At 44.9% G+C, this 18,990-nt stretch carries 12 protein-coding genes and 1 pseudogene; 7 read left to right on the top strand and 6 right to left on the bottom strand.

Going from position 1 to position 18,990, the window contains the following annotated elements:
- Nucleotides 1-118 precede the first annotated feature (118 nt).
- The 3 genes from AACV12_RS16385 to AACV12_RS16375 all read right to left on the bottom strand — a co-directional run bounded on the left by AACV12_RS16385 (nucleotide 119) and on the right by AACV12_RS16375 (nucleotide 3,314).
- A complete protein-coding gene (locus AACV12_RS16385; RefSeq protein ID WP_013868401.1) occupies nucleotides 119-1,447 on the bottom strand; it encodes an anaerobic C4-dicarboxylate transporter in 1,329 nt (442 codons plus the stop codon).
- A gap of 280 nt (nucleotides 1,448-1,727) precedes the next feature.
- Nucleotides 1,728-2,177 (bottom strand): GNAT family N-acetyltransferase, encoded by a 450-nt coding sequence (locus AACV12_RS16380; RefSeq protein ID WP_013868402.1) that lies wholly within the window; start codon nucleotides 2,175-2,177, stop codon nucleotides 1,728-1,730.
- A 42-nt stretch (nucleotides 2,178-2,219) separates the two neighbouring features.
- Nucleotides 2,220-3,314 carry a response regulator gene (locus tag AACV12_RS16375; protein WP_013868403.1) on the bottom strand — a complete coding sequence of 365 codons (1,095 nt, stop codon included), beginning with the start codon at nucleotides 3,312-3,314 and terminating at the stop codon, nucleotides 2,220-2,222.
- Between the two features lie 123 nt (nucleotides 3,315-3,437).
- Between AACV12_RS16375 and AACV12_RS16370 the strand changes: the two genes are divergently transcribed.
- Together AACV12_RS16370 and AACV12_RS16365 are read left to right on the top strand one after the other, a co-directional pair.
- Entirely contained in the window at nucleotides 3,438-7,400 is a 3,963-nt protein-coding gene (locus tag AACV12_RS16370) for a response regulator (protein WP_170900946.1), read from the top strand.
- Between the two features lie 144 nt (nucleotides 7,401-7,544).
- Nucleotides 7,545-9,281, top strand: a complete 1,737-nt coding sequence (locus AACV12_RS16365; RefSeq protein ID WP_170900944.1) for a methyl-accepting chemotaxis protein — start codon at nucleotides 7,545-7,547, stop codon at nucleotides 9,279-9,281.
- A gap of 129 nt (nucleotides 9,282-9,410) precedes the next feature.
- On the opposite strand, the gene yjeH is transcribed toward AACV12_RS16365, so the two are convergent.
- Entirely contained in the window at nucleotides 9,411-10,688 is a 1,278-nt protein-coding gene (gene yjeH / locus AACV12_RS16360) for an L-methionine/branched-chain amino acid transporter (RefSeq protein WP_019282631.1), read from the bottom strand.
- 191 nt (nucleotides 10,689-10,879) lie between these two features.
- Here yjeH and AACV12_RS16355 point away from each other — a divergent pair, with 191 nt between their 5' ends.
- Complete coding sequence (locus tag AACV12_RS16355) at nucleotides 10,880-11,494, top strand: LysE family translocator (RefSeq protein ID WP_013868407.1); 615 nt, start codon at nucleotides 10,880-10,882, stop codon at nucleotides 11,492-11,494.
- A gap of 82 nt (nucleotides 11,495-11,576) precedes the next feature.
- Here the strand turns inward: AACV12_RS16355 and AACV12_RS16350 are convergent, their stop codons facing one another.
- Entirely contained in the window at nucleotides 11,577-11,786 is a 210-nt protein-coding gene (locus tag AACV12_RS16350; protein WP_017045072.1) for a hypothetical protein, read from the bottom strand.
- A 170-nt stretch (nucleotides 11,787-11,956) separates the two neighbouring features.
- On the opposite strand from AACV12_RS16350, the pseudogene AACV12_RS16345 reads away from it, so the two are divergent.
- Nucleotides 11,957-12,091, top strand: a pseudogene (locus AACV12_RS16345) (hydroxylamine reductase); the annotation flags it as partial.
- A gap of 225 nt (nucleotides 12,092-12,316) precedes the next feature.
- Here the strand turns inward: AACV12_RS16345 and AACV12_RS16340 are convergent.
- A complete protein-coding gene (locus AACV12_RS16340) occupies nucleotides 12,317-13,759 on the bottom strand; it encodes a glyceraldehyde-3-phosphate dehydrogenase (protein ID WP_170900942.1) in 1,443 nt (480 codons plus the stop codon).
- Nucleotides 13,760-14,274: 515 nt separating this feature from the next.
- On the opposite strand from AACV12_RS16340, the gene AACV12_RS16335 reads away from it, so the two are divergent.
- The 3 genes from AACV12_RS16335 to AACV12_RS16325 all read left to right on the top strand — a co-directional run bounded on the left by AACV12_RS16335 (nucleotide 14,275) and on the right by AACV12_RS16325 (nucleotide 18,983).
- Nucleotides 14,275-16,941, top strand: a complete 2,667-nt coding sequence (locus tag AACV12_RS16335) for an ATP-binding protein (protein ID WP_170900940.1) — start codon at nucleotides 14,275-14,277, stop codon at nucleotides 16,939-16,941.
- Between the two features lie 112 nt (nucleotides 16,942-17,053).
- Entirely contained in the window at nucleotides 17,054-17,470 is a 417-nt protein-coding gene (locus AACV12_RS16330; RefSeq protein WP_040122740.1) for a hypothetical protein, read from the top strand.
- An 82-nt stretch (nucleotides 17,471-17,552) separates the two neighbouring features.
- A complete protein-coding gene (locus AACV12_RS16325; protein ID WP_170900938.1) occupies nucleotides 17,553-18,983 on the top strand; it encodes a TolC family protein in 1,431 nt (476 codons plus the stop codon).
- The last annotated feature ends 7 nt before the right edge of the window (nucleotides 18,984-18,990 follow it).

Below are 18,990 nucleotides of genomic sequence, written 5' to 3'. Positions count from 1 at the left end.
AAGGGCAGTTAAATAAAGAAAAAGTGCACCCAACGGCTTCAGGCTCAGTTGGGTGCACTTTTTTATTTAGCAGTAAACACACTCCAGCGCTGTATCAGTCTGGGGCATTTACAGTGGGTTAACCAATGATGATTTGGCTCAGCACATAACCTAAACAGCACGCACTCACGACGCCAATTAAACCGACGGACATGAACGAGTGGTTGAAGTAGTACTTACCGATTTTGGTGGTTCCTGTGGTATCAAAGTTGACCGTTGCAATATCTGACGGATAGTTTGGAATGAAGAAGTATCCGTACAGTGCGGGCATTAAGCCTACTAGTAGCGCAGGTTCTAAACCTAGCCCGAGGCCTACAGGTAACATCATCACCGCTACTGCGGCTTGTGAGTTCACCACAACAGAAACAATGAATAGTGCAAGCGCGAAGGTCCAGTGATGGTCGGTAACCATCTCAACAATGCCTGATTTAAACTGCGGCATCGCGTATTGGAAATAGGTATCCGACATCCAAGCGATACCGAAGATGGCAATTGCCGCTACCATACCTGATTTGAATACCACACCGTTTGGTACATCTCGTGGGTCGGTTTTGGTTGCCAGTAAAATGATACCGCCAAAGCAGAGCATCATCATCTGGATAACCACCGCCATACTGATCGGTTTACTGCCTTCAACAATAGTGCGTGTTTCTGGCACCATCGCTAGCACGACTATGGTTAATATCGCACCAATGAAAATCAACACAGAATTACGCGCTGCCGCGGGTAACGTTTCATTCAGCGTTGTCGCGGTTGTGTTTAGGATTTTCTCTTTCCACACTGGATCTTGCAGACGTTCTTGATACTCAGGATCATCATCTAGTTCTTTCCCACGGCGTAAGCTGTACAAAGACATCAACAGCGTACCGAATAAGGTCGCAGGTACAGTGACCAGCAAAATAGAGAGCAAGGTGATCTCGTGTTGAATATTCGACAATTGAGCAAGGTAGTAGACAACGGCCGCTGAGATTGGGGAAGCGGTAATCGCGATTTGCGAAGCAACAGAAGACGCAGCCATTGGACGTTCAGGACGGATCCCATTTTTCAATGCCACATCACCAATGATCGGCATGATGGAATACACCGCATGGCCAGTACCCAGCATAAACGTCATTGCGTAAGTGACGAACGGTGCAATCAAAGTGACATTTTTCGGGTTCTTACGCAGTAAACGTTCTGCCACTTGCAGCATGTATTTCAATCCGCCAGCCGCTTCGAGTATTGAAGCACAGGTGACAACGGCAAGAATGATCAACATGACGGTGATCGGTGGTGATGTGGGTGGCATTTTGAAGACAAAAACTTCAATGACCAAGCCAATACCAGAAACCACACCAAGGCCAATACCACCGTAGCGTGAGCCTATATAGAGCATTAATAGCAGGAATAAAAATTCCAAATACAACATATCTGTTTCCTATCCAAAGGTGTTAATGAAAATATTGTCTAACGTAACGTTAAAAAAAGATGAAACCTTGTTCACACAACCATTTACCCTATAAATGAAACGACATTAATCAGAGATTGCTCACGCATTTTATTCAATAAGTAATGAATATGAATAAACAAATGTAACCATTTTGTTGTGCTACAGGTGGGTTGGCGTTAATGATGAAGCTTATTTTCTCGCCGCGTAGGCTGTTTGCCGATCGCTAACCTTAATTTAAGATAGCACAAAGGGTACTGAGCTATTGGCCTTTGGGCGTTGGAATGAAATGCATATGAGAAAACTCATCGTCCATTTGGTAGTGCGTAAACCCAAATCGCTGATACAAAGCACCGACGGGGCTACCTTGCAAATAACAGAGCTTACAAGGGTATTGAGTCAGATTGGCTTGGTTGACGACCAGTTGTAATACTTGGCTACCCACTCCTCTATTTTGAAAATCAGGCAGAATAAAAAAGCGCGAGAAGTAAAGCGTTTCATGCTTGCTCTGCAGTAAATAAGTGCCAATCGGTTGGCCATCAGCGCAGATGATCGTTGGTAGACCAGAATGCCATTCTTGGCGATGCAGCACTTGCTGCAACTCTTCATCCCAGCCAAATATCGCCGTAATACCATCCATTTCTGCGACTTTTTTTAGATCAAAAGCAAATTGATAATCGCTGTCACTTGCGGGGCGAAAGGTTACCTTCATACGTTTATCTTTTTGTTTAATAATACGTTGCTTACCAAGATATCAATCGTCGGCGTATTCATGGGCAATCGAAATAAAGCGCTCTTCTATTGCCAAGAAGGCATCAATGACTTCTGGGTCAAAATGGCTTCCTCTTCCGTCCAAAATAATCCCTTTCGCATCGGCGTGAGGCATCGGCTCCTTATAGATGCGTCGGCAAATCAGAGCGTCATAAACATCAGCGACAGCCATTAACCGTGCGCTGAGTGGTATAGCATCACCTTGTAAACCGTTAGGATAGCCAGAGCCATCCCATTTTTCATGGTGCCCATGGGCGATCTCTTTCGCCATATCGATAAGGTCATTTTTCGCGCCTGACATCTTTTCCGCTTTTTCTAGCGCACGGAGCCCTAAGCTGGCATGGCCTTTCATGATCTCAAACTCATCACTGTCCAGTTTTCCTGGTTTTAATAGTATGTTGTCGGCGATGCCCACTTTACCAATATCGTGTAAAGGGGCGGCTTTAAAGTAGGTATTAATAACATTCGGCGTTAGCTTTTGTTGATATTTTGGCAGCTTAGCCAGTTGCTCGGCTAACGCTTTGACGTAATGTTGTGTTCGCAGGATATGGTTACCAGTATCTGGGTCTCTGGTTTCAGCGAGGCTGGCGAGAGCATACACGACCGCGTCTTGCATTTTATCCAATTCATTTGAACGTTTGATCACCTCTTTTTCCAAGTAGCCATTTTGGTTCTTCAGTATGTCTTTTGAAATTTTGTTTTGCAGGTGAGTATCTACTCTGGCTCTTAGCAACGGTACGCTTACGGGTTTGTATACATAGTCAACCGCACCTAACTCAAAGCCTAGTTTTTGATCTTCAGGGTTATCTTTTGCGGTCAGAAAAATCACAGGGATGTCTTGGGTGTTAGGGTTTGCCATGATCTTTTGTATGACTTCAAAACCTGACATTTCCGGCATAACAATATCGAGCAACACTAGGTCAATAGAAAACTTGTCTAAGATACTGAGCGCCATCGGGCCTGATTTAGCGGCCTTGACATGATATCGGTTAGCCAACCCCTGTGACATAAATGCAAGGTTATCTGGCGAATCATCGACTATTAACACGGTACAATTGTCCAAGTTTTCGATGGGCATGAGTCTTTCCTAATAAAAAATAGCAATTGAGCGGCGAAGGTTGGGTTTAAGTCTAAACTTATCAATAACTATAGCTAATCTCAGCGTTAGTAGAGTGAGAAAATTATTAAGAAGGCGCTTCACATGCGATCCATCCGAACTTTATTCACCGTCTTATTTATTGCTATGGGATTATGTTCCATTGCGATGTTTAGTATCACCGACAAAGTGGCCGCTCTGAGAACTGAGAGCCGACAACTGAACGACGAACTTTACCGTTTCTATCGTCTGTCACAAGAGTTGAAGCAGAGCTCAGATCACTTAACCAAATTTGCTCGAGCCTACGCTTCGACTGGCGATGAAAAGTGGCTCAACCTTTTTAATTATGTGCTGAGCGTCAGAAATGGTTCTGTGCCGTTACCGAAAGGGAATGAGTACGAATTTTGGGATGTCGTTGCACAAAACAAACTACTTGCCCGCTCACTGGGTGGCGCACCAGACAACCCTTCGTTACTCGATAGAATGCGTCTTTCGGGCATTGAATCGGTGGAGTTTTTAGAGCTCAAAAATGCGCTTACTTTGTCTGATTCACTGGTGTCACTCGAAAGAGAAGCCTTCATGGCCATCAAAGGATGGAAAAAGAATAGCCAAGGCGAATTTGTCGACACAGGTGAGCCGGATCTGGAATTGGCTCGGGCTATTCTCTATGGTGACCAATACTTCGCGGAAAAGGCGAAAATTATGCAGGCGATTGGTTCTGCGCATCAATCGATCATGCAACGCATGGAGCAAAACATTCAACGTGCCGATAGCGAAGCGCTGCGTTATGAATGGATAAACTTGGCGTTAGTATTAACCTTACTCAGCGTGATCATCGCCTCCTTTGTTCTGCTGTGGCGTCTTTACATCAATCCGTTAAGTCAGCTACTCAAAACGGTTGTGACTCAAGTCAAACGGGAAGATTACGCTTTTACGATCACTCAAACCGCCTATGCAGAGCTGCAACATTTTATCGACAGTTTGAATGTGGTGTTTCATCATATCGCTGAGCAGCTTAGCCAAAATACTTTACTTAAAGATTTCAATATCATCCTGCGCAAAAACGATTCTACGGACCGTTTGTGTAATGAAGTTACGCAATTCTTACTGCATCAATTTCCTTTGGAAATGGTTGGCATGTACATCTATCAAGAGGGCGTATTAAAACGAGTGGCTGGGGTGGGTTATGGTGAGCATTCGGCCAGAGAATACACCGATCCATCATCGACGCAGCTCAGTGTGTTGCTCAGCGGTCAGCCCTATGCGATGAAAGCACTCGATGGCAACTGTCACATTGAATTTAACGGTGGCAAGTTAGTCATTAACGAAGTGTATTATTTGCCGCTGCACGTCAATCAGCATCCTGTCGCTTTACTCGAGCTGGGTACTATCGGGTCGTTGTCGAGTTTGCAATTCCAGTGGTTATCGCAAATGTTGGATGACTTATCGGTCAGTATTCAATTGAGCCAAAACATTGAAATTCAGCGACGAGCCGAGCAGAAAGTACTCGAACAATCTCAACTGAATCAAGAGATCCTCGATGCGACGCCGAACCCCATGTATTGCTTGTCGGCCTCGGGTACGTATCTCACCATTAACGCTAAGTTTATGGATTTAGTTGGCCTGTCGGCCGAGCAAATTATCGGTAAATCGCCGCAAGATATCTTTCAAAATGAAACGGCGACCATTTTTGCCCAAGTACATAAAAGGCTTGGAGAGGAGCAGTCTTCGCAAGATTACGAATTGTCTCTCTATGACGCTTCACACCACAAAAGAGAGATGTTGGTATACGAAGCTTCTTTCCAAAATAATCGCGGTGAAGTCTCTGGAATTGTTGGAATTTTGCTTGATTTAACCGATCGCAAGCAGATGGAAGAGCAGTTAAGAGAAGCTAAAGAGACCGCGGATGCCATGAGCCAAGCCAAAGGCGATTTCCTTGCGAACATGAGCCACGAGATCCGTACACCAATGAATGCCATTTTGGGCATGGCCCATCTAGCACTCAATACCGAGCTCAATCCTACGCAACAAAAATACATTTCACGGATTAATGAATCGGCGAAAAACTTGCTTGGCATCATTAACGACATTTTGGATTTTTCCAAAATAGAGGCGGGCAAGCTGAATGTTGAGCACATTGATTTTAGCCTTGATGAGGTATTGGATAACCTCACCACCTTGATTTCGCTAAAAGCCCAAGAGAAAAACATCGAGTTTTTATTAGATATCGATCCACATATTCCAGTGGGCTTGGTGGGCGACCCGCTGCGTTTGGGGCAAGTTCTCGTTAACTTATGTGGCAATGCGGTGAAATTTACCGAACAAGGGGAGATCATCGTTTCGGCACGAGTCGTGGGGCAAAACGACGCCAACGTGACCTTGAAGTTTACCGTTTCTGATACAGGTATTGGCATTGCTGAATCTAACGTAGCCACTCTATTCTCTGCATTTTCTCAAGCTGATAATAGCATTACTCGCCAATATGGAGGCACGGGCTTGGGGCTTAGCATCAGTAAACAGCTAGTCGGATTGATGGGTGGCGACATTCAAGTTCGCAGTGAAGAAGGGTCAGGATCCACCTTTGAATTCACGGTTGAGTGTGGCCTGCAAGAAGCCAAAATGCGCGATATCGCTAAGCCACTCAGCGCTCTAGCAGGCAAACGTGCGTTGGTAGTCGATGATAATGACTCGGCACGCAATATTTTAATGACGTTGCTCAATGCGATGCATTTTGAAGCGAAGTCAGTCAGTAACGGTTTTGAGGCGCTAGATGAAATTCGCAATACGCATTTTGATATGCTGTTTATTGATTGGAATATGCCGGGTATGAATGGCATAGAGTTGCTGCAGAGAATGAAACCATTGGGTGTTTTTGATAACACTAAACGATTCCTCGTTACGGCTTACGGCCGAGAAATTTCCTTGGTGGGAGAAAACAGTAAATTAGTCGATGCCTTGATTGTGAAACCTGTGAACCCATCAAATCTCCTTGATGCCATTATGGACAGCTACGGCATCGAGCAATTAAGGCAGAGCCATGAGTATCTTGATCATGATACAAGGCCAACATTTATTGGGCAAAAAGTGCTTTTGGTAGAAGATAACGAAGTGAACCAAGAGGTGGCTTTCGGCCTGTTAGAAAGTACTCAATTGAGCATTGTTCTTGCTAATAATGGACAAGAAGCTTTGACGAAATTGCAGCAAGAAGCTTTTGATTTAGTGCTGATGGATATGCAGATGCCCATTATGGATGGTATCAGTGCGACGAAAGAGATCCGCCAACATGAGGAGTGGAAAACGCTACCGATTGTTGCAATGACCGCCAATGCGATGTCTTCAGATGTCGAGCACTGTTTAAATGCAGGTATGAATGATCATGTGGCGAAACCAATTGATGTACAGCGCTTGTACCACGTACTACGCAAATATTTAAAGGCGGATGAAACCACGCCAGTACCCTCTACGGTATTACCGAATCAAGTGAAACCGAGCACTGGCTACCCAGAATTGACGGGTATTGATGTGGAGCAAGCGATTTTCCGAATTGGTGGCAATGCGCAGCGATACTTTGAAATATTGGATCACTTCCTTGCCAGCCAGCAGCAAGAAATAGCGCAATTCCCTAAATTGATTGATAAGGGGCAGTGGGAAGAGGCAGAGCGAGTGATGCACACCCTAAAAGGTTCAGCGGCTAATCTAGGGATTGAGCCTATTGCGCAGCTAGCCAACGAGATGGAAGGGGTAGTACAGCGACATACGAAACCCGCCATTCAAGATCTCAACACGGTATCAAAGTTGATGTCTACTTTGTTGGATGAGCTAAGAGATTGGGAGCAGACACAATTACATCCGCAGCAAGAGCACCGTGATATTGCGTTGCTCTACCAACAATTAGTGCAATGTGTTGAAAACTACGATGCTGATGCGATTCATATGATCCACCAAATTAAACAATGCAATTTATGGTCTGACGAGCAAAAGAAAAGTTTGATGCATGCGATTGAAGATTTTGATTTTGAAGCGGCTAAAGAGGTATTGGCTCAGTTGCCAGTACCGACTGAAAAATAAGTTGAAGCATGATAGTACTTAAAGTTGACGTAATAATTGTGGCGTAAAATTCGACATTTTGGCCATTCTCATCCTATGCTAAAAGCAATAATAATAATGAATAAACAGAAATAATTTCGTTGATAAATGAAGAAGGATACTTTTATGAATATCAACAACACCATGAAGCTCGTGTTTGCTGTCATCGGTATTGGTATTGTCATTAGTGTTGTGACGGTATTGCAGCTCAATGGGCTGATGCAACAAGTTGATAATATGGCTCAAGTTCGTTATCAATCTTACCAAGCGGCCGATGAGCTTCGTCAAAGCTCTGATGATTTAACTCGGTTGGGCCGAACTTATGTGGTCAGTGGCGATGAAAAGTATGAAAAAATGTACATGGATATTCTTGATATTCGTAATGGTAAGAAACCTCGCCCGCAGAACTATCACACGATATATTGGGACCTTATGTTGCAATATGGACAAAAACCTAAAGCAGACGGTAAAAATATATCTCTCAACCAAATGATGACGGATCTTGGTTTTACTCCGCAAGAGTTTAGTTTGCTCAAAGAAGCTCAAGCTAATTCAGATGGCTTAGTGAACATGGAAGTCAAAGCGATGAATGCTGTTAAGGGGCTTTACCCTGATAGCAATGGCAACTACACCGTTAGAAAAGAGCCAGACCGTAATATGGCGATTTCTCTCTTACACAGTAATGAATACCATCAAGAGAAAGCCAAAATCATGGCTCCGATCGATAAGTTCTTTATTGAATTAGAAAATCGAACCAATAAACAATTCATGGATGCGGCGCAGAAAGTAAAAAGTACGGTATTGATTGGTAATATCTCCTTAATTAGCGTTTTTGTTATTGCCATTATTGGGTATGCCATTGTTAACCGAAAAGTAGTGAAGCCGATTGATACCATGGCTAAATTGCTACAACAAGTAGACAAAAATTCTGATTTGACTTTGCGAGTTGACGATAACAGCCACAACGAACTGGGTATAATCGGCGGCACCATTAATAAGGTGCTTGGTAGTTATGCCACCACCATTAGTAAAATAAACCAAGTAAACCATACCATTTCGGCCATCTCTGAAACGATAAGCGATGTCACCAAACAAAACGTCAAAGTGGCGAATCAGCAAAATCAAGAACTTGAAATGGCGGCGACGGCGATGGAAGAGATGACATCGGCGCTCTCTAGCGTGGCGGAAAGCACCACCATGGCAGAAGAGTATGCGGGCAGCGCGGAAAAAGAAGCCAGTACCAGTAAACAGGTCTTTGATAAAACGACCCATGAATTCGGTGAATTAGAGGGTGAATTTACCAAAACATCCGAGATCATCCAGCAACTTGCGAATGAGTCTAATAACGTTGGTAATGTGCTTGATGTGATTAAAGCGATTGCTGAACAAACCAACCTACTGGCGTTGAACGCGGCGATAGAGGCTGCTCGTGCGGGTGAGCAAGGTCGCGGTTTTGCGGTGGTAGCGGATGAAGTACGCTCACTTGCCCAACGAACTCAACAATCGACGGGTGAGATCGAAAGCATGATTTCGATGCTGCAAGAGAAAGCAGAACAATCGACCAAAACGATCCGGGTGAGTGCTGATAAAATGCAGTCAACGCGCTCTAATATGTCGGTGGCGAACGAAGCGCTTGGTACCATCCAAGGATCGGCGATTGAGATCCATAAATTGAATACGTCGATATCGGCTGCGACAGAAGAGCAATTGGCTGTGAGCGACGAAATTTCCAGCAATCTCAGTAACATTAAAGCCCTTTCGGGTGATATGAACGTTGCCATCAATCAACTCGGGCCTGTCGTTGTTGATTTGCAACGTAATGTCGATGAGTTAAATAGCGCGATTAAGCACATCCGCACTTAAATTTAATATCCTCTCCTTGCTATTTTTTAGGCTCTCTATACTGAGAGCCTTTTATTTCGGCAAAATTTTTTATTTGCAGAATGATGCCCACTTAAGTGGGCACGGCAATACCGCAAGGTAAGCGATAAGTTAAAGCTCTTGCTTCGGCTGACTTTTTCTTGCCAAACGTTGCCAAGGTAAAGAGAGCAAAATGAAGATAGTCAGAGCATACAGCATTGACCAGCCTAAGCAGATAAATACCGCAGTGCAGAGGATCAACGAAATCGCCGCCAACAGTTTGTTGATGCCACTGAGCAATTTATAAGCGGCGAACATCGCTAACAGATAAACTAAGACAAAGATTCCATTCGCAAGTTTTAGGAAAAATTCCAGATTAAGACCAGACCATTCACCAAGCAGGCAAGAAGCCATTAATACAACTCCAACAGCAATGGTTGCATTGGCTGGGACGCCGCGGATTGAAATTCTGGCGATTGCGCTTTCTGGTCGATATTGCCTTGCTTGTGCCCACACCATGCGAGATAAGCTTTGCGTGTATAAATTGATGCTCGCAAAGCATGCAAAAAAGCCGATAAGGCTTATCACCGTTGCCAAACTGCTACCAAAAATTTGTTCGCTCAGCCAAGGAATGGAGGTGCTATCAAATTCTGCGCTGCCATACGCACCAAATTTAAGGATGACCACCGAGCATGCCCAATAGGTGATTCCAGCCACAAAGCAGCCGACAATGATCGCGATCGGAAAATCGCGCTGTGGGTTTTTAAACTCTTCTCCCATATGAGCGAACGCTTCAATCCCGACGAAACACCAGAACATCACTCCGAGTGCGGCGCCAATCGGCCAAATACTGTCCGTGCTGAGTGCGGGCATGGTTAAATCTGCAGCACCAACATCGCCTATCCAGAAAAAAGCACCAACTAATACGAAAATGCTCAGCGCAATAACGGTTTGTAACTGCCCGGAAGATTTGGTGCCCGCCAAATTGACCGCAATCAGCAACAGTACGGTTAATACTTGCGCCATCATCGCCGAGTTCAGTGGCGCAGGGAGGAGTTGTTGAGCAAAGCCTGCCGCCAATGCGACAGCGGCCGGAACGCCGACAGGGATCACGCTGACAAAAAGCCAAGCAACCGAGCGTTCCAACTTAGCGTTAAAAGCTTGGCGGACAAAGTAGGCGGTTCCGCCGGCGTTAGGGTAACGCTTACCCAGAGCGGCAAACGTCAGTGCAATCGGGCAAATCGCCACAAACAGCAGTAGCCATGCCCACAGTGAGAGCTCACCTGCAATACCAGCGGCAATCGCTGGGATCATAAATAGCCCTGTTCCCATTAAAGTGGTGGAAAGTTGTCCAATACCAGACAGCAAGGTGATCTCTTGTTTTAACTTATTCACGGCTTCCGTTCCCAAATATCGTTCTGGCGGTTAGCATACGCTGAAGCGAAATAATATGCATCTATCTCAGTTTGCCTATGCCCATTGGGTGCAACGGCTCACCTGCAACATCAGGCCGTTTGGGCAGCGCCACATTCAGGTAGCGTTATGCGAGTCATTTCGTTATCGTCATTACCTTAAATCACCGAAACAACAGCGAGAAATCCATGACATTCACCGTTTGGTTATCACTATTTACCATTTGTATTTTAGGCGCGATGTCGCCAGGGCCAAGCCTAGCGATGGTGGCCAAACATAGCCTCGCTGGTGGGCGTAAAAATGGGTTTGCAACGGCGTGGGCGCACGCATTTGGTATTGGTGTCTATGCCTTCATTACCTTAATTGGCTTAGCGGTTGTACTGCATCAATCCCCCTTACTGTTTAAGACAGTAGGCTATGCAGGCGCGTTGTATTTGGCCTATTTGGGTATCAATGCATTACGTTCAAAAGGGGGCGTGGCGGCTAAATTAGAATCGGGTGAGACGGTCAGTGTGTGGCAGTCGGCTAAAGAGGGATTATTGATTTCTCTGCTTAGTCCTAAAATCGCGCTATTTTTCATCGCGTTATTCAGTCAATTTGTCGCCATCGGCAACGAACTGAGCAGCAAAGCTATTATTGTGTTAACACCATTTTTAGTGGACGGGCTTTGGTATACGTTCATCACCTTAATTCTTTCTAGCCCAATATTACTCGATAAACTGCGCGCGCGTGCCGTATTGATTGACCGTTTGTCGGGCGTAGTACTGATTGCGCTTGCCATCCGTGTCGTCATGACTCTTTAGCTAATACCCAAAAAACGGGAGGAAATGCCTCCCGCTTCTAATGAGTTTCGCCGTGCCAATGAAAGAGTGCTAATAGGGTTGTTCATCGATAGTGTGCTTGAGTTTTTTCTTCATATTCACCTTCAATAACGTAGCCGCTTTTTGACGTAAAGGTGTGGCGCTTGAGCTGCTTTTCTATACGTTTGCCAGTGATGATCGCCGCAATAGCGAGAGGAATGGCGAGCAGCAAACTCAGCATCAACGCGAAAAACCCTACAACCAGCGCAAATGTAGTCACAATAAATCTATTCATAACCTGTACCTCTTTCTGAATTGAAGCTAGGTTAACGCAGCCAAGATGAATCCAACATGAATGTTGTGTCTCTAATTTTTGGAGTTGTATGGACGACGTTCATTCCCCCAATAATATTGGGACTCTGACAGGTAGTTCAAATTTTGAGTCATTTTGGTGTCTTTGTTCGTGGTATGAATGAACTCCCACTGACATTAGTTCTTTCTTGGTTTGAACAAAAGGCGATCGTTATCGATCTGACGCTACTCGCATTGGGTGTGAAAGAAATTTATATCGGACCAACTGCACCAGCATTACTCATCGAAACTTGATAAATATTTTGCAACCTTAGGCTTTGAATGACTAGAAGGCGCTGCGTGAACAAGGCTATGCCTTAGCGTGTTCGAGCAGATTAGTTTCGGACGTTGAAGTCTCATTGAACTGATCACTTCATAAAAAAGCCGCCTTATATCAAAAGGCGGCAAGCAGGGGGAGGTGAGATAAACACTCACTATTATTATGTTGTGGAGATAAAAACAATATTAATCCGTTTACTGGGCGGTAGTTGGGAAAGTTCGGTAACGAACGCCCATCATCTGCTCCATACAATGTACAACTTGGCCGCTGTAGCCAAATTCATTGTCATACCAAATGTAGAGCACGCAGCGGTTGTCTTGAGCGATCGTCGCTGCACCATCAACCACGCCAGCATGGCGAGAGCCAACCAAATCACTTGAGACAATTTCTGTTGAGTCGGTGTAATCAATCTGCGCTGAAAGTGGCGAGCTAAGCGCCATGTCACGTAGATATGCGTTGAGATCTTGCTTATTCACTGCATTGGCTAAGTTGAGGTTAGCCACGGCCATCGACACATTTGGCGTGGGGACACGAATTGCATTACCGGTTAACTTACCCGCGAGTTCAGGTAACGCTTTTGCAACCGCTTTGGCGGCACCCGTTGAGGTTAACACCATGTTGAGCGATGCGCTGCGGCCACGTCGTTCACCTGAATGGAAATTGTCGATAAGGTTTTGGTCATTGGTAAAAGAGTGCACCGTTTCGATATGGCCAGAAAGTACGCCATATTGATCATGAATCGCTTTCAATACAGGTGTGATAGCGTTGGTGGTGCAACTGGCGGCTGAGATAATGGTGTCTTCGGGCTGAATATCGGCGTGGTTTACGCCGAACACGATATTTTTAATCTCACCTTTGCCGGGTGCTGTCAGCAGCACTTTACTTGCCCCTTGACAGTTCAAGTGTTGGCTAAGCCCTTCGCTATCACGCCAGACACCAGTATTGTCGACCACTAACGCGTTATGAATACCATAGTGTGAATAATCAACCTCTTGTGGCTTATTGGCGTAGATGATTTGGATATAATTGCCGTTGGCAATAATGGCCTTGCGAGCCTCATCGATGATGATGCTGCCGTTAAACTGGCCATGAACTGAGTCACGGCGTAGCAAGCTTGCCCGTTTTTCTAAATCTCCTGCTTTACCCCCACGAACGACAATCGCTCGCAAGCGCAGTGGATAGCCCGGGCCACTTTTTTCTATCAAAAGACGAGTCAGCAAGCGACCAATACGACCAAAACCGTACAGCACCACATCCTTAGGTTCACTGAGTGTTTCACCATTCAACGCACCATTAAGCGCCGTTAGCAGGTAATCCTCAAAGCCATGTTCATCATCATGTTGTTGCCAAAATTGATGAGCAAGTTGGCCAATGTCGATACGACATGGCGACAGAGCAAGCGTGGTCAACTTTTGTAAAATCGGCATCGTTTGCTGGGTTGAAAGCGCCTCGCCCGTGTAGCGACGGACAACACGATGTGCTTTGATGATATCAATGGTGGTGGCGTTGATGAGTGTTTTTCCAAATAAAACCACTTCAACACCTTGTTGGCGATAAAGCTGACCGATGAGGGGAGACATAGATTCAGCAATCGTTTGGCTGGCTTGCCAGTCTGAGAGATGTTTCTCTGGGCTCATATTGACTTGGGACCTTTCACGTTATGTTAAGCAGTAATGTTCACAGTGTAGGGCTGGTGAACGCGTATCTTGCACGGTCATCTGTGCTGAGATACAAGTCGATGTTTATTGTTGTTTTTATGTGGCCGGATTGTAAATGTGGAATGGTTATTCTGCTAGCAAAAATAATGACGACATTTTTTACTGAAAACTAGGTAAAAATCAGCGTATTGAGTGGTTTTTGGCGGTGGTTAGAGATATTGACAAATTCTAAAGTCGCGACTTATTTTGTGATGATAATGGTCTGCTTCAAATATTTGATGTGGAATGGTTTTTCTTTTTCATAAAAATGAGATTAGATTCAAATTGTTATCTTAAAATGTGGTGAGTTTTCGACTAATTCACCATCACGCTTATTGGATGAATCGTGACGCGCAATGCTTTCGTTACTGCGCTGGTTTTATCTTAATAAGAGCGCAGACGCATAAAATAACGTCTACTATTTAACCATTGGTTAGGATGTATTACTTCCAAGGATGATAACAATGGTAATACTTACCCACTTCTCAATTAAGGCACGCTTGTTCTTACTCTGCCTCATACCAACACTGGTTATTCTGGTTGTGGCATGGCGTCTATTCCCCCCATTTGAAAGCCGTTTAGACACATACCATGTGTTGAACCAAAAGATTGGAGCAATCAATCAGGTCACCACCAGTTCAGCCCTTTTTTATACCTTGCTCAGTGCGCAGCTGCGCAGCGAAAATAGCGAGGACTCTTGGCCGCAGCTCAAGCAGGAGCTAGCTGAATCGCTGGATAAAATTGTGCTGGATACAGGTTCTACAAATAGTCATTTTGGGAGTAAAAGCAACCGTACATTGATAGAAAACCGTGTGCTTGACCTTCACCATTTGTTGGATGAGTTGCCGTCGGCCTCACAAAGCGAGACCCTAGAATTAGGCCGCCAAGTATTTAATCTTTTGTATGAAGTGATGGCCGATCTGCAAAAAACCAACAGTTTTCTTGCGCCTGTTGATATCCATACCTTGGATCTGGTGTATAGCGACCTGCATTGGTTTGCATTTTGGGTGCAAAAAGAGGCGTGGTTAATCAAAGAATTAACCATGGATCAAGAGGTGTTTCAATCTCGACAAACAGAATACTTTCAAGCTGTTGAGCGCCAGCAACAATACTTCGAACGTATCATTGATAACGGCGCTCAACTCGAACAACTGGTGCAGTTGTTTACGCAACCTGAATTTCGCCAAGCCGCCTTGATTCGCGAAAAAATCGTTAGTAATGAAGCTGATCCTCAAGCATTAGCTTCTTATGTCAAAAATGTGGAAGAGCGTTACTTGGCGATAGATAAACTGGTGCAAAGTGTCAACCAACACTTATCGACTCAACTGAATGTGCGTCTCCAGCAAGAAAAAATGAGTATGTTAAGTATATCGGCATCGCTGTTGGCCGTGTTGGCGCTGCTGTTTGTGCTAGGAGCAAGTACCTCATCTCGCATCTCGTCAAAGCTTAAGCGGATCATCAATACCATGAGTCGATTGCGTGAAAAGCAGAACGGCATTGAACAGATCCCGATTGATGGCAAAGATGAGTTTTCCCGCTTTACAATCAATCTCAACCATATTATTGAGAAACAGCAACAGTACGAGAGTGCTTTGGTGGAAACAAAGGAAGCGGCAATTGCCGCTAATCGAGCCAAAAGCGCGTTCTTAGCCAATATGTCGCATGAGATCCGAACGCCTCTTAATGGAATCATCGGTATGACTGAAATATTGTCACGCAGCGAGTTTACGGGGAATGAGCGTGAAATCCTGGCCGATATTGATACCTCTTCGCAAGCGTTGCTGATCTTGATTAACGATATTCTCGATTTATCTAAAATTGAATCAGGCAACTTGGAGCTTGCTCCGCATCGCTTTGAACTCGCTGAATTGGTATACGACACGGTGAACTTGGTGAACGCGAAAGCATTGAGCCAGCATATCGAGCTTAATATTTATCTCGACCCCGCATTACCTCGTTTTATCATCGCGGATGAATATCGTCTGAAGCAGGTCTTGATGAATTTGTTGTCCAATGCGGTGAAATTTACCAAAGATGGTTATGTCAACACGGGTTTAACCTTAGAAACGGGCGATATAACCTCGATACGTTTTGCTGTATCCGATACGGGAAGTGGCATCGATAAAGAGATGTTGAACACGATTTTTGATCCATTTATTCAAGAAGATAGCAGTATTACCCGTCGTTTTGGTGGGACTGGGTTAGGGTTGGCTATCTGCCGTCAATTAGTTGATCTGATGCAGGGTGACATTCATGTACAGTCCACTAAAGGCTTAGGTAGCTGCTTTGAATTTGTCGTTCCCATTGAGGTTGCCGAAGATCAGCCGCAAGTTGAGCCTCTTGCCACGCAGGCGTTGTTAATTACCAATATGTCTAACTACTCATCCGCTATTCGGCGTGAATGCGTTCAATGGGGGATTCAACTCAATGAAGCACGTGATGTTGAACAAGCAGTCAAGAGTGGGCTTAGTGCCGTCTGTATTTTATATTGCCAAAGCTTAAGCCACAGCGTGCAATCGGATCTCATTGCGCTGCGTGAGCATTTTTTAAGTGCAAAAATAGTGGTTCTGCAGCATCACTTGTTCGTCAACAAAGACGCAATTCATCTTGCGCAGGCAAGTATCACGTTGCCTTTTTTAGGGACGCGTTTTGAACGTGCCCTCAAAGCGTTAGTGGCCGATACAGAAACTGTTTTAACGCCTGTCGGGGAGAGCCAGTTAGATTATTTAGAGTGTAATCATAAGCGTATTTTGATCGTTGAAGACAATTTGATGAACCAAAAAATCGCCAGCTTCTTCCTTGAAAAAGCAGGTATTGGTTATGTGGTGGCCAACAACGGGCAAGAAGCGGTAGATGCCATCACCCAAGGTGGTCATTTTGCTGCGGTGTTAATGGACTGCATGATGCCAGTGATGGATGGCTTAACCGCGACTAAGAAAATCCGCGAATGGGAAAAAGAGCAAGGCGTTGAAAAATTACCCATTATCGCCTTAACCGCCAGCGTTTTGGAGGAGGATATTAAAAGCTGCTTTGACGCGGGCATGGATGCGTATTTGCCCAAACCTTATAAATCCAAGCAACTTTTTGATATTTTTAGCGATCTGCAAGTGGCGAACTCTTGAGAAGATAGCCTAATCGCTATTTTTATCGATTTTCGAAATTTAAATTAATTGACCTTACCCCTAGGGCAAGCTTTAGTCTGTTGGAGTTTTCAGTCAGATAGTGATATTGGATATGCAACTTTCGCTGCATACAATTTGGGTTTCCATGTTGGTGATGATGACGCTGCTTGCTTCAAGCTTAGTGTCTAGCGCACCTTTAATGGCGATCACAATGTCACCGATTTCGGCTGTATCACATTCAGTGACTGACGATGCAAACCCGCCGCAACACTGCTCAAATATGAGCGCCGCTCACCATGATTCCGATGCAAGTGACATGACGTCATCAGCGATGAGTAACGATTGTATCGATCACAGCGACCAAGGTGTTGATTCCTGTTGCAGCGTCATGTGCATGACCACGTTAGCTTTCTTTATCACTGAACACCAACCCTTCACACCTCACGCGGTTTTATTGTTGATCAATACAGAAGCAACGCGTGGCATTGTGATGGTAGCTCGCTCACTTTACCGTCCCCCTATCGTTTAATTTCTCTTTCATTACGCCTATGGCGTGTTTGTGCGGCCTTTAACTAGGTTCGTGACTCTCTGTTGCATCTCAACCTTTTGCGATGCATGAAAGATGGAATTTTATTGTGAATCTTAAACTCTCTGTGATCGCTTGGTCGATCAGTATAGTGGGCGTTTTGTCATTCCCCTTGATGGTGAATGCAGCCCCACAAGCCGCGATGGCTCAGCCAGATTCGCATGCAAAACAATTAACTCAGCTGATTGACGCTGCATTATCGAATGATGCCGTCCGCAAGCAATATTTTGCTCAATCTCAAGCAATACAAGAAACTGGAATGGCCAGTTCAACCCTGATGGATCCTAAGATCAAAGTTGGCTTTGGTGGTTTGCCCATTGATAGTTTTAAGTTTGATGAAGATCCTATGACTAACATTTCTGTGGGCTTAATGCAGCAGTTTGAACGGGGTTCAAGCTTGGCATTACAAGCGAAAAAAGCAAAGCAACAAGCCAGTGGCGTTGCGCTTCAGGTTGATTTACGTGAGTTGGAAGTGGCAAACAGCATGACTCAATTATGGTTAGAGTTAGGCTACCAACAACGCGCTGAACGTATTGTGCGGGCAAACCAAACCTTAATGCGTGAGCTGGCTGGTTTTATTGAAACGAACTATTCATTAGGTCAAAGCGAAGCGCAAGATCTGCTGCAAGCGCAGTTACAAGTTTCCAAGTTGGACGAAAAATTACAAGCCAATCAACAAATGCAGCAACGCATTGTGTCGCAATTATCCGAATGGTTAGGTAGCGCTTGGTTGGTTGAACAGCCTATGTTAACCGCTGAAGAGTCAGTGAACTGGTCCCGTTTAGATGCGCAATTGGCGGCCATTAATGACAGCACCACTCACTATGCTTTATTGGTCACTCACCCGATGGTCGGCATGGCAGAAGCGGCAATTCACACCAACCAAACGCAAGTCGAAATAGCACAAACGGCCTATCAACCTCAGTTTGGTTTGGAAGTGATGTACGCCTATCGTCAGGCAAGCAGCATGCAAGGCGGACCCGCAGCCGATATGGTCAGTGCTTATCTCACCATGGATATCCCGCTGTTTACGGGGAGCCGCCAAGATAGAAACCACGCTGCGGCGCAATATCAAGTGGGCGCGGCTAAATCACAGCGCGATGTTCTATTGGCGCAGATGAATGCCAAAGTGAATGCCTTATTGGTTGATAAAATGAACCTCGAACAGCGTTTATCGCGCTATCAAACCACCTTATTAACGCAAGCGAAAGCCCGCACTCAAGCGGTTGAGAGAGGCTACGAAAACAATACCTCCCAGTTTAATGATGTCGTCAGTGCCGCCAGCGATGAACTAGCGCTGCAATTAGAACAAATGCGCCTAATGACCGATTTAAATCTAACCAAAAGTAACCTTGCTTATCTGTTAAATGGGTTCGATTTTCAAGTTAGCGCCCCTTCACTTACGTCTTTAGAAACACTTACGTCTTTAGAAACACTTACGCCTGTAGAAAAGTAGGAGAATT

It is taken from the genome of Vibrio sp. 2-2(8) (genome assembly GCF_963888495.1).
GTDB classification, from domain to species: domain Bacteria; phylum Pseudomonadota; class Gammaproteobacteria; order Enterobacterales; family Vibrionaceae; genus Vibrio; species Vibrio anguillarum.
Note: the sequence above shows the minus strand (reverse complement) of the source record. Positions and strands in the feature narration are given on the sequence as shown.

Excerpts from the sequence above, each read along its gene's own strand:
- AACV12_RS16330 (WP_040122740.1), top strand. The coding sequence starts at position 17,054 with ATGCAACTTTCGCTGCATACAATTTGGGTTTCCATGTTGGTGATGATG.
- AACV12_RS16355 (WP_013868407.1), top strand. The coding sequence starts at position 10,880 with ATGACATTCACCGTTTGGTTATCACTATTTACCATTTGTATTTTAGGC.
- AACV12_RS16370 (WP_170900946.1), top strand. The coding sequence starts at position 3,438 with ATGCGATCCATCCGAACTTTATTCACCGTCTTATTTATTGCTATGGGA.
- AACV12_RS16340 (WP_170900942.1), bottom strand. The coding sequence starts at position 13,759 with ATGAGCCCAGAGAAACATCTCTCAGACTGGCAAGCCAGCCAAACGATT.
- AACV12_RS16380 (WP_013868402.1), bottom strand. The coding sequence starts at position 2,177 with ATGAAGGTAACCTTTCGCCCCGCAAGTGACAGCGATTATCAATTTGCT.
- AACV12_RS16350 (WP_017045072.1), bottom strand. The coding sequence starts at position 11,786 with ATGAATAGATTTATTGTGACTACATTTGCGCTGGTTGTAGGGTTTTTC.
- AACV12_RS16325 (WP_170900938.1), top strand. The coding sequence starts at position 17,553 with ATGCATGAAAGATGGAATTTTATTGTGAATCTTAAACTCTCTGTGATC.
- AACV12_RS16335 (WP_170900940.1), top strand. The coding sequence starts at position 14,275 with ATGATAACAATGGTAATACTTACCCACTTCTCAATTAAGGCACGCTTG.
- AACV12_RS16365 (WP_170900944.1), top strand. The coding sequence starts at position 7,545 with ATGAATATCAACAACACCATGAAGCTCGTGTTTGCTGTCATCGGTATT.
- AACV12_RS16385 (WP_013868401.1), bottom strand. The coding sequence starts at position 1,447 with ATGTTGTATTTGGAATTTTTATTCCTGCTATTAATGCTCTATATAGGC.
- AACV12_RS16375 (WP_013868403.1), bottom strand. The coding sequence starts at position 3,314 with ATGCCCATCGAAAACTTGGACAATTGTACCGTGTTAATAGTCGATGAT.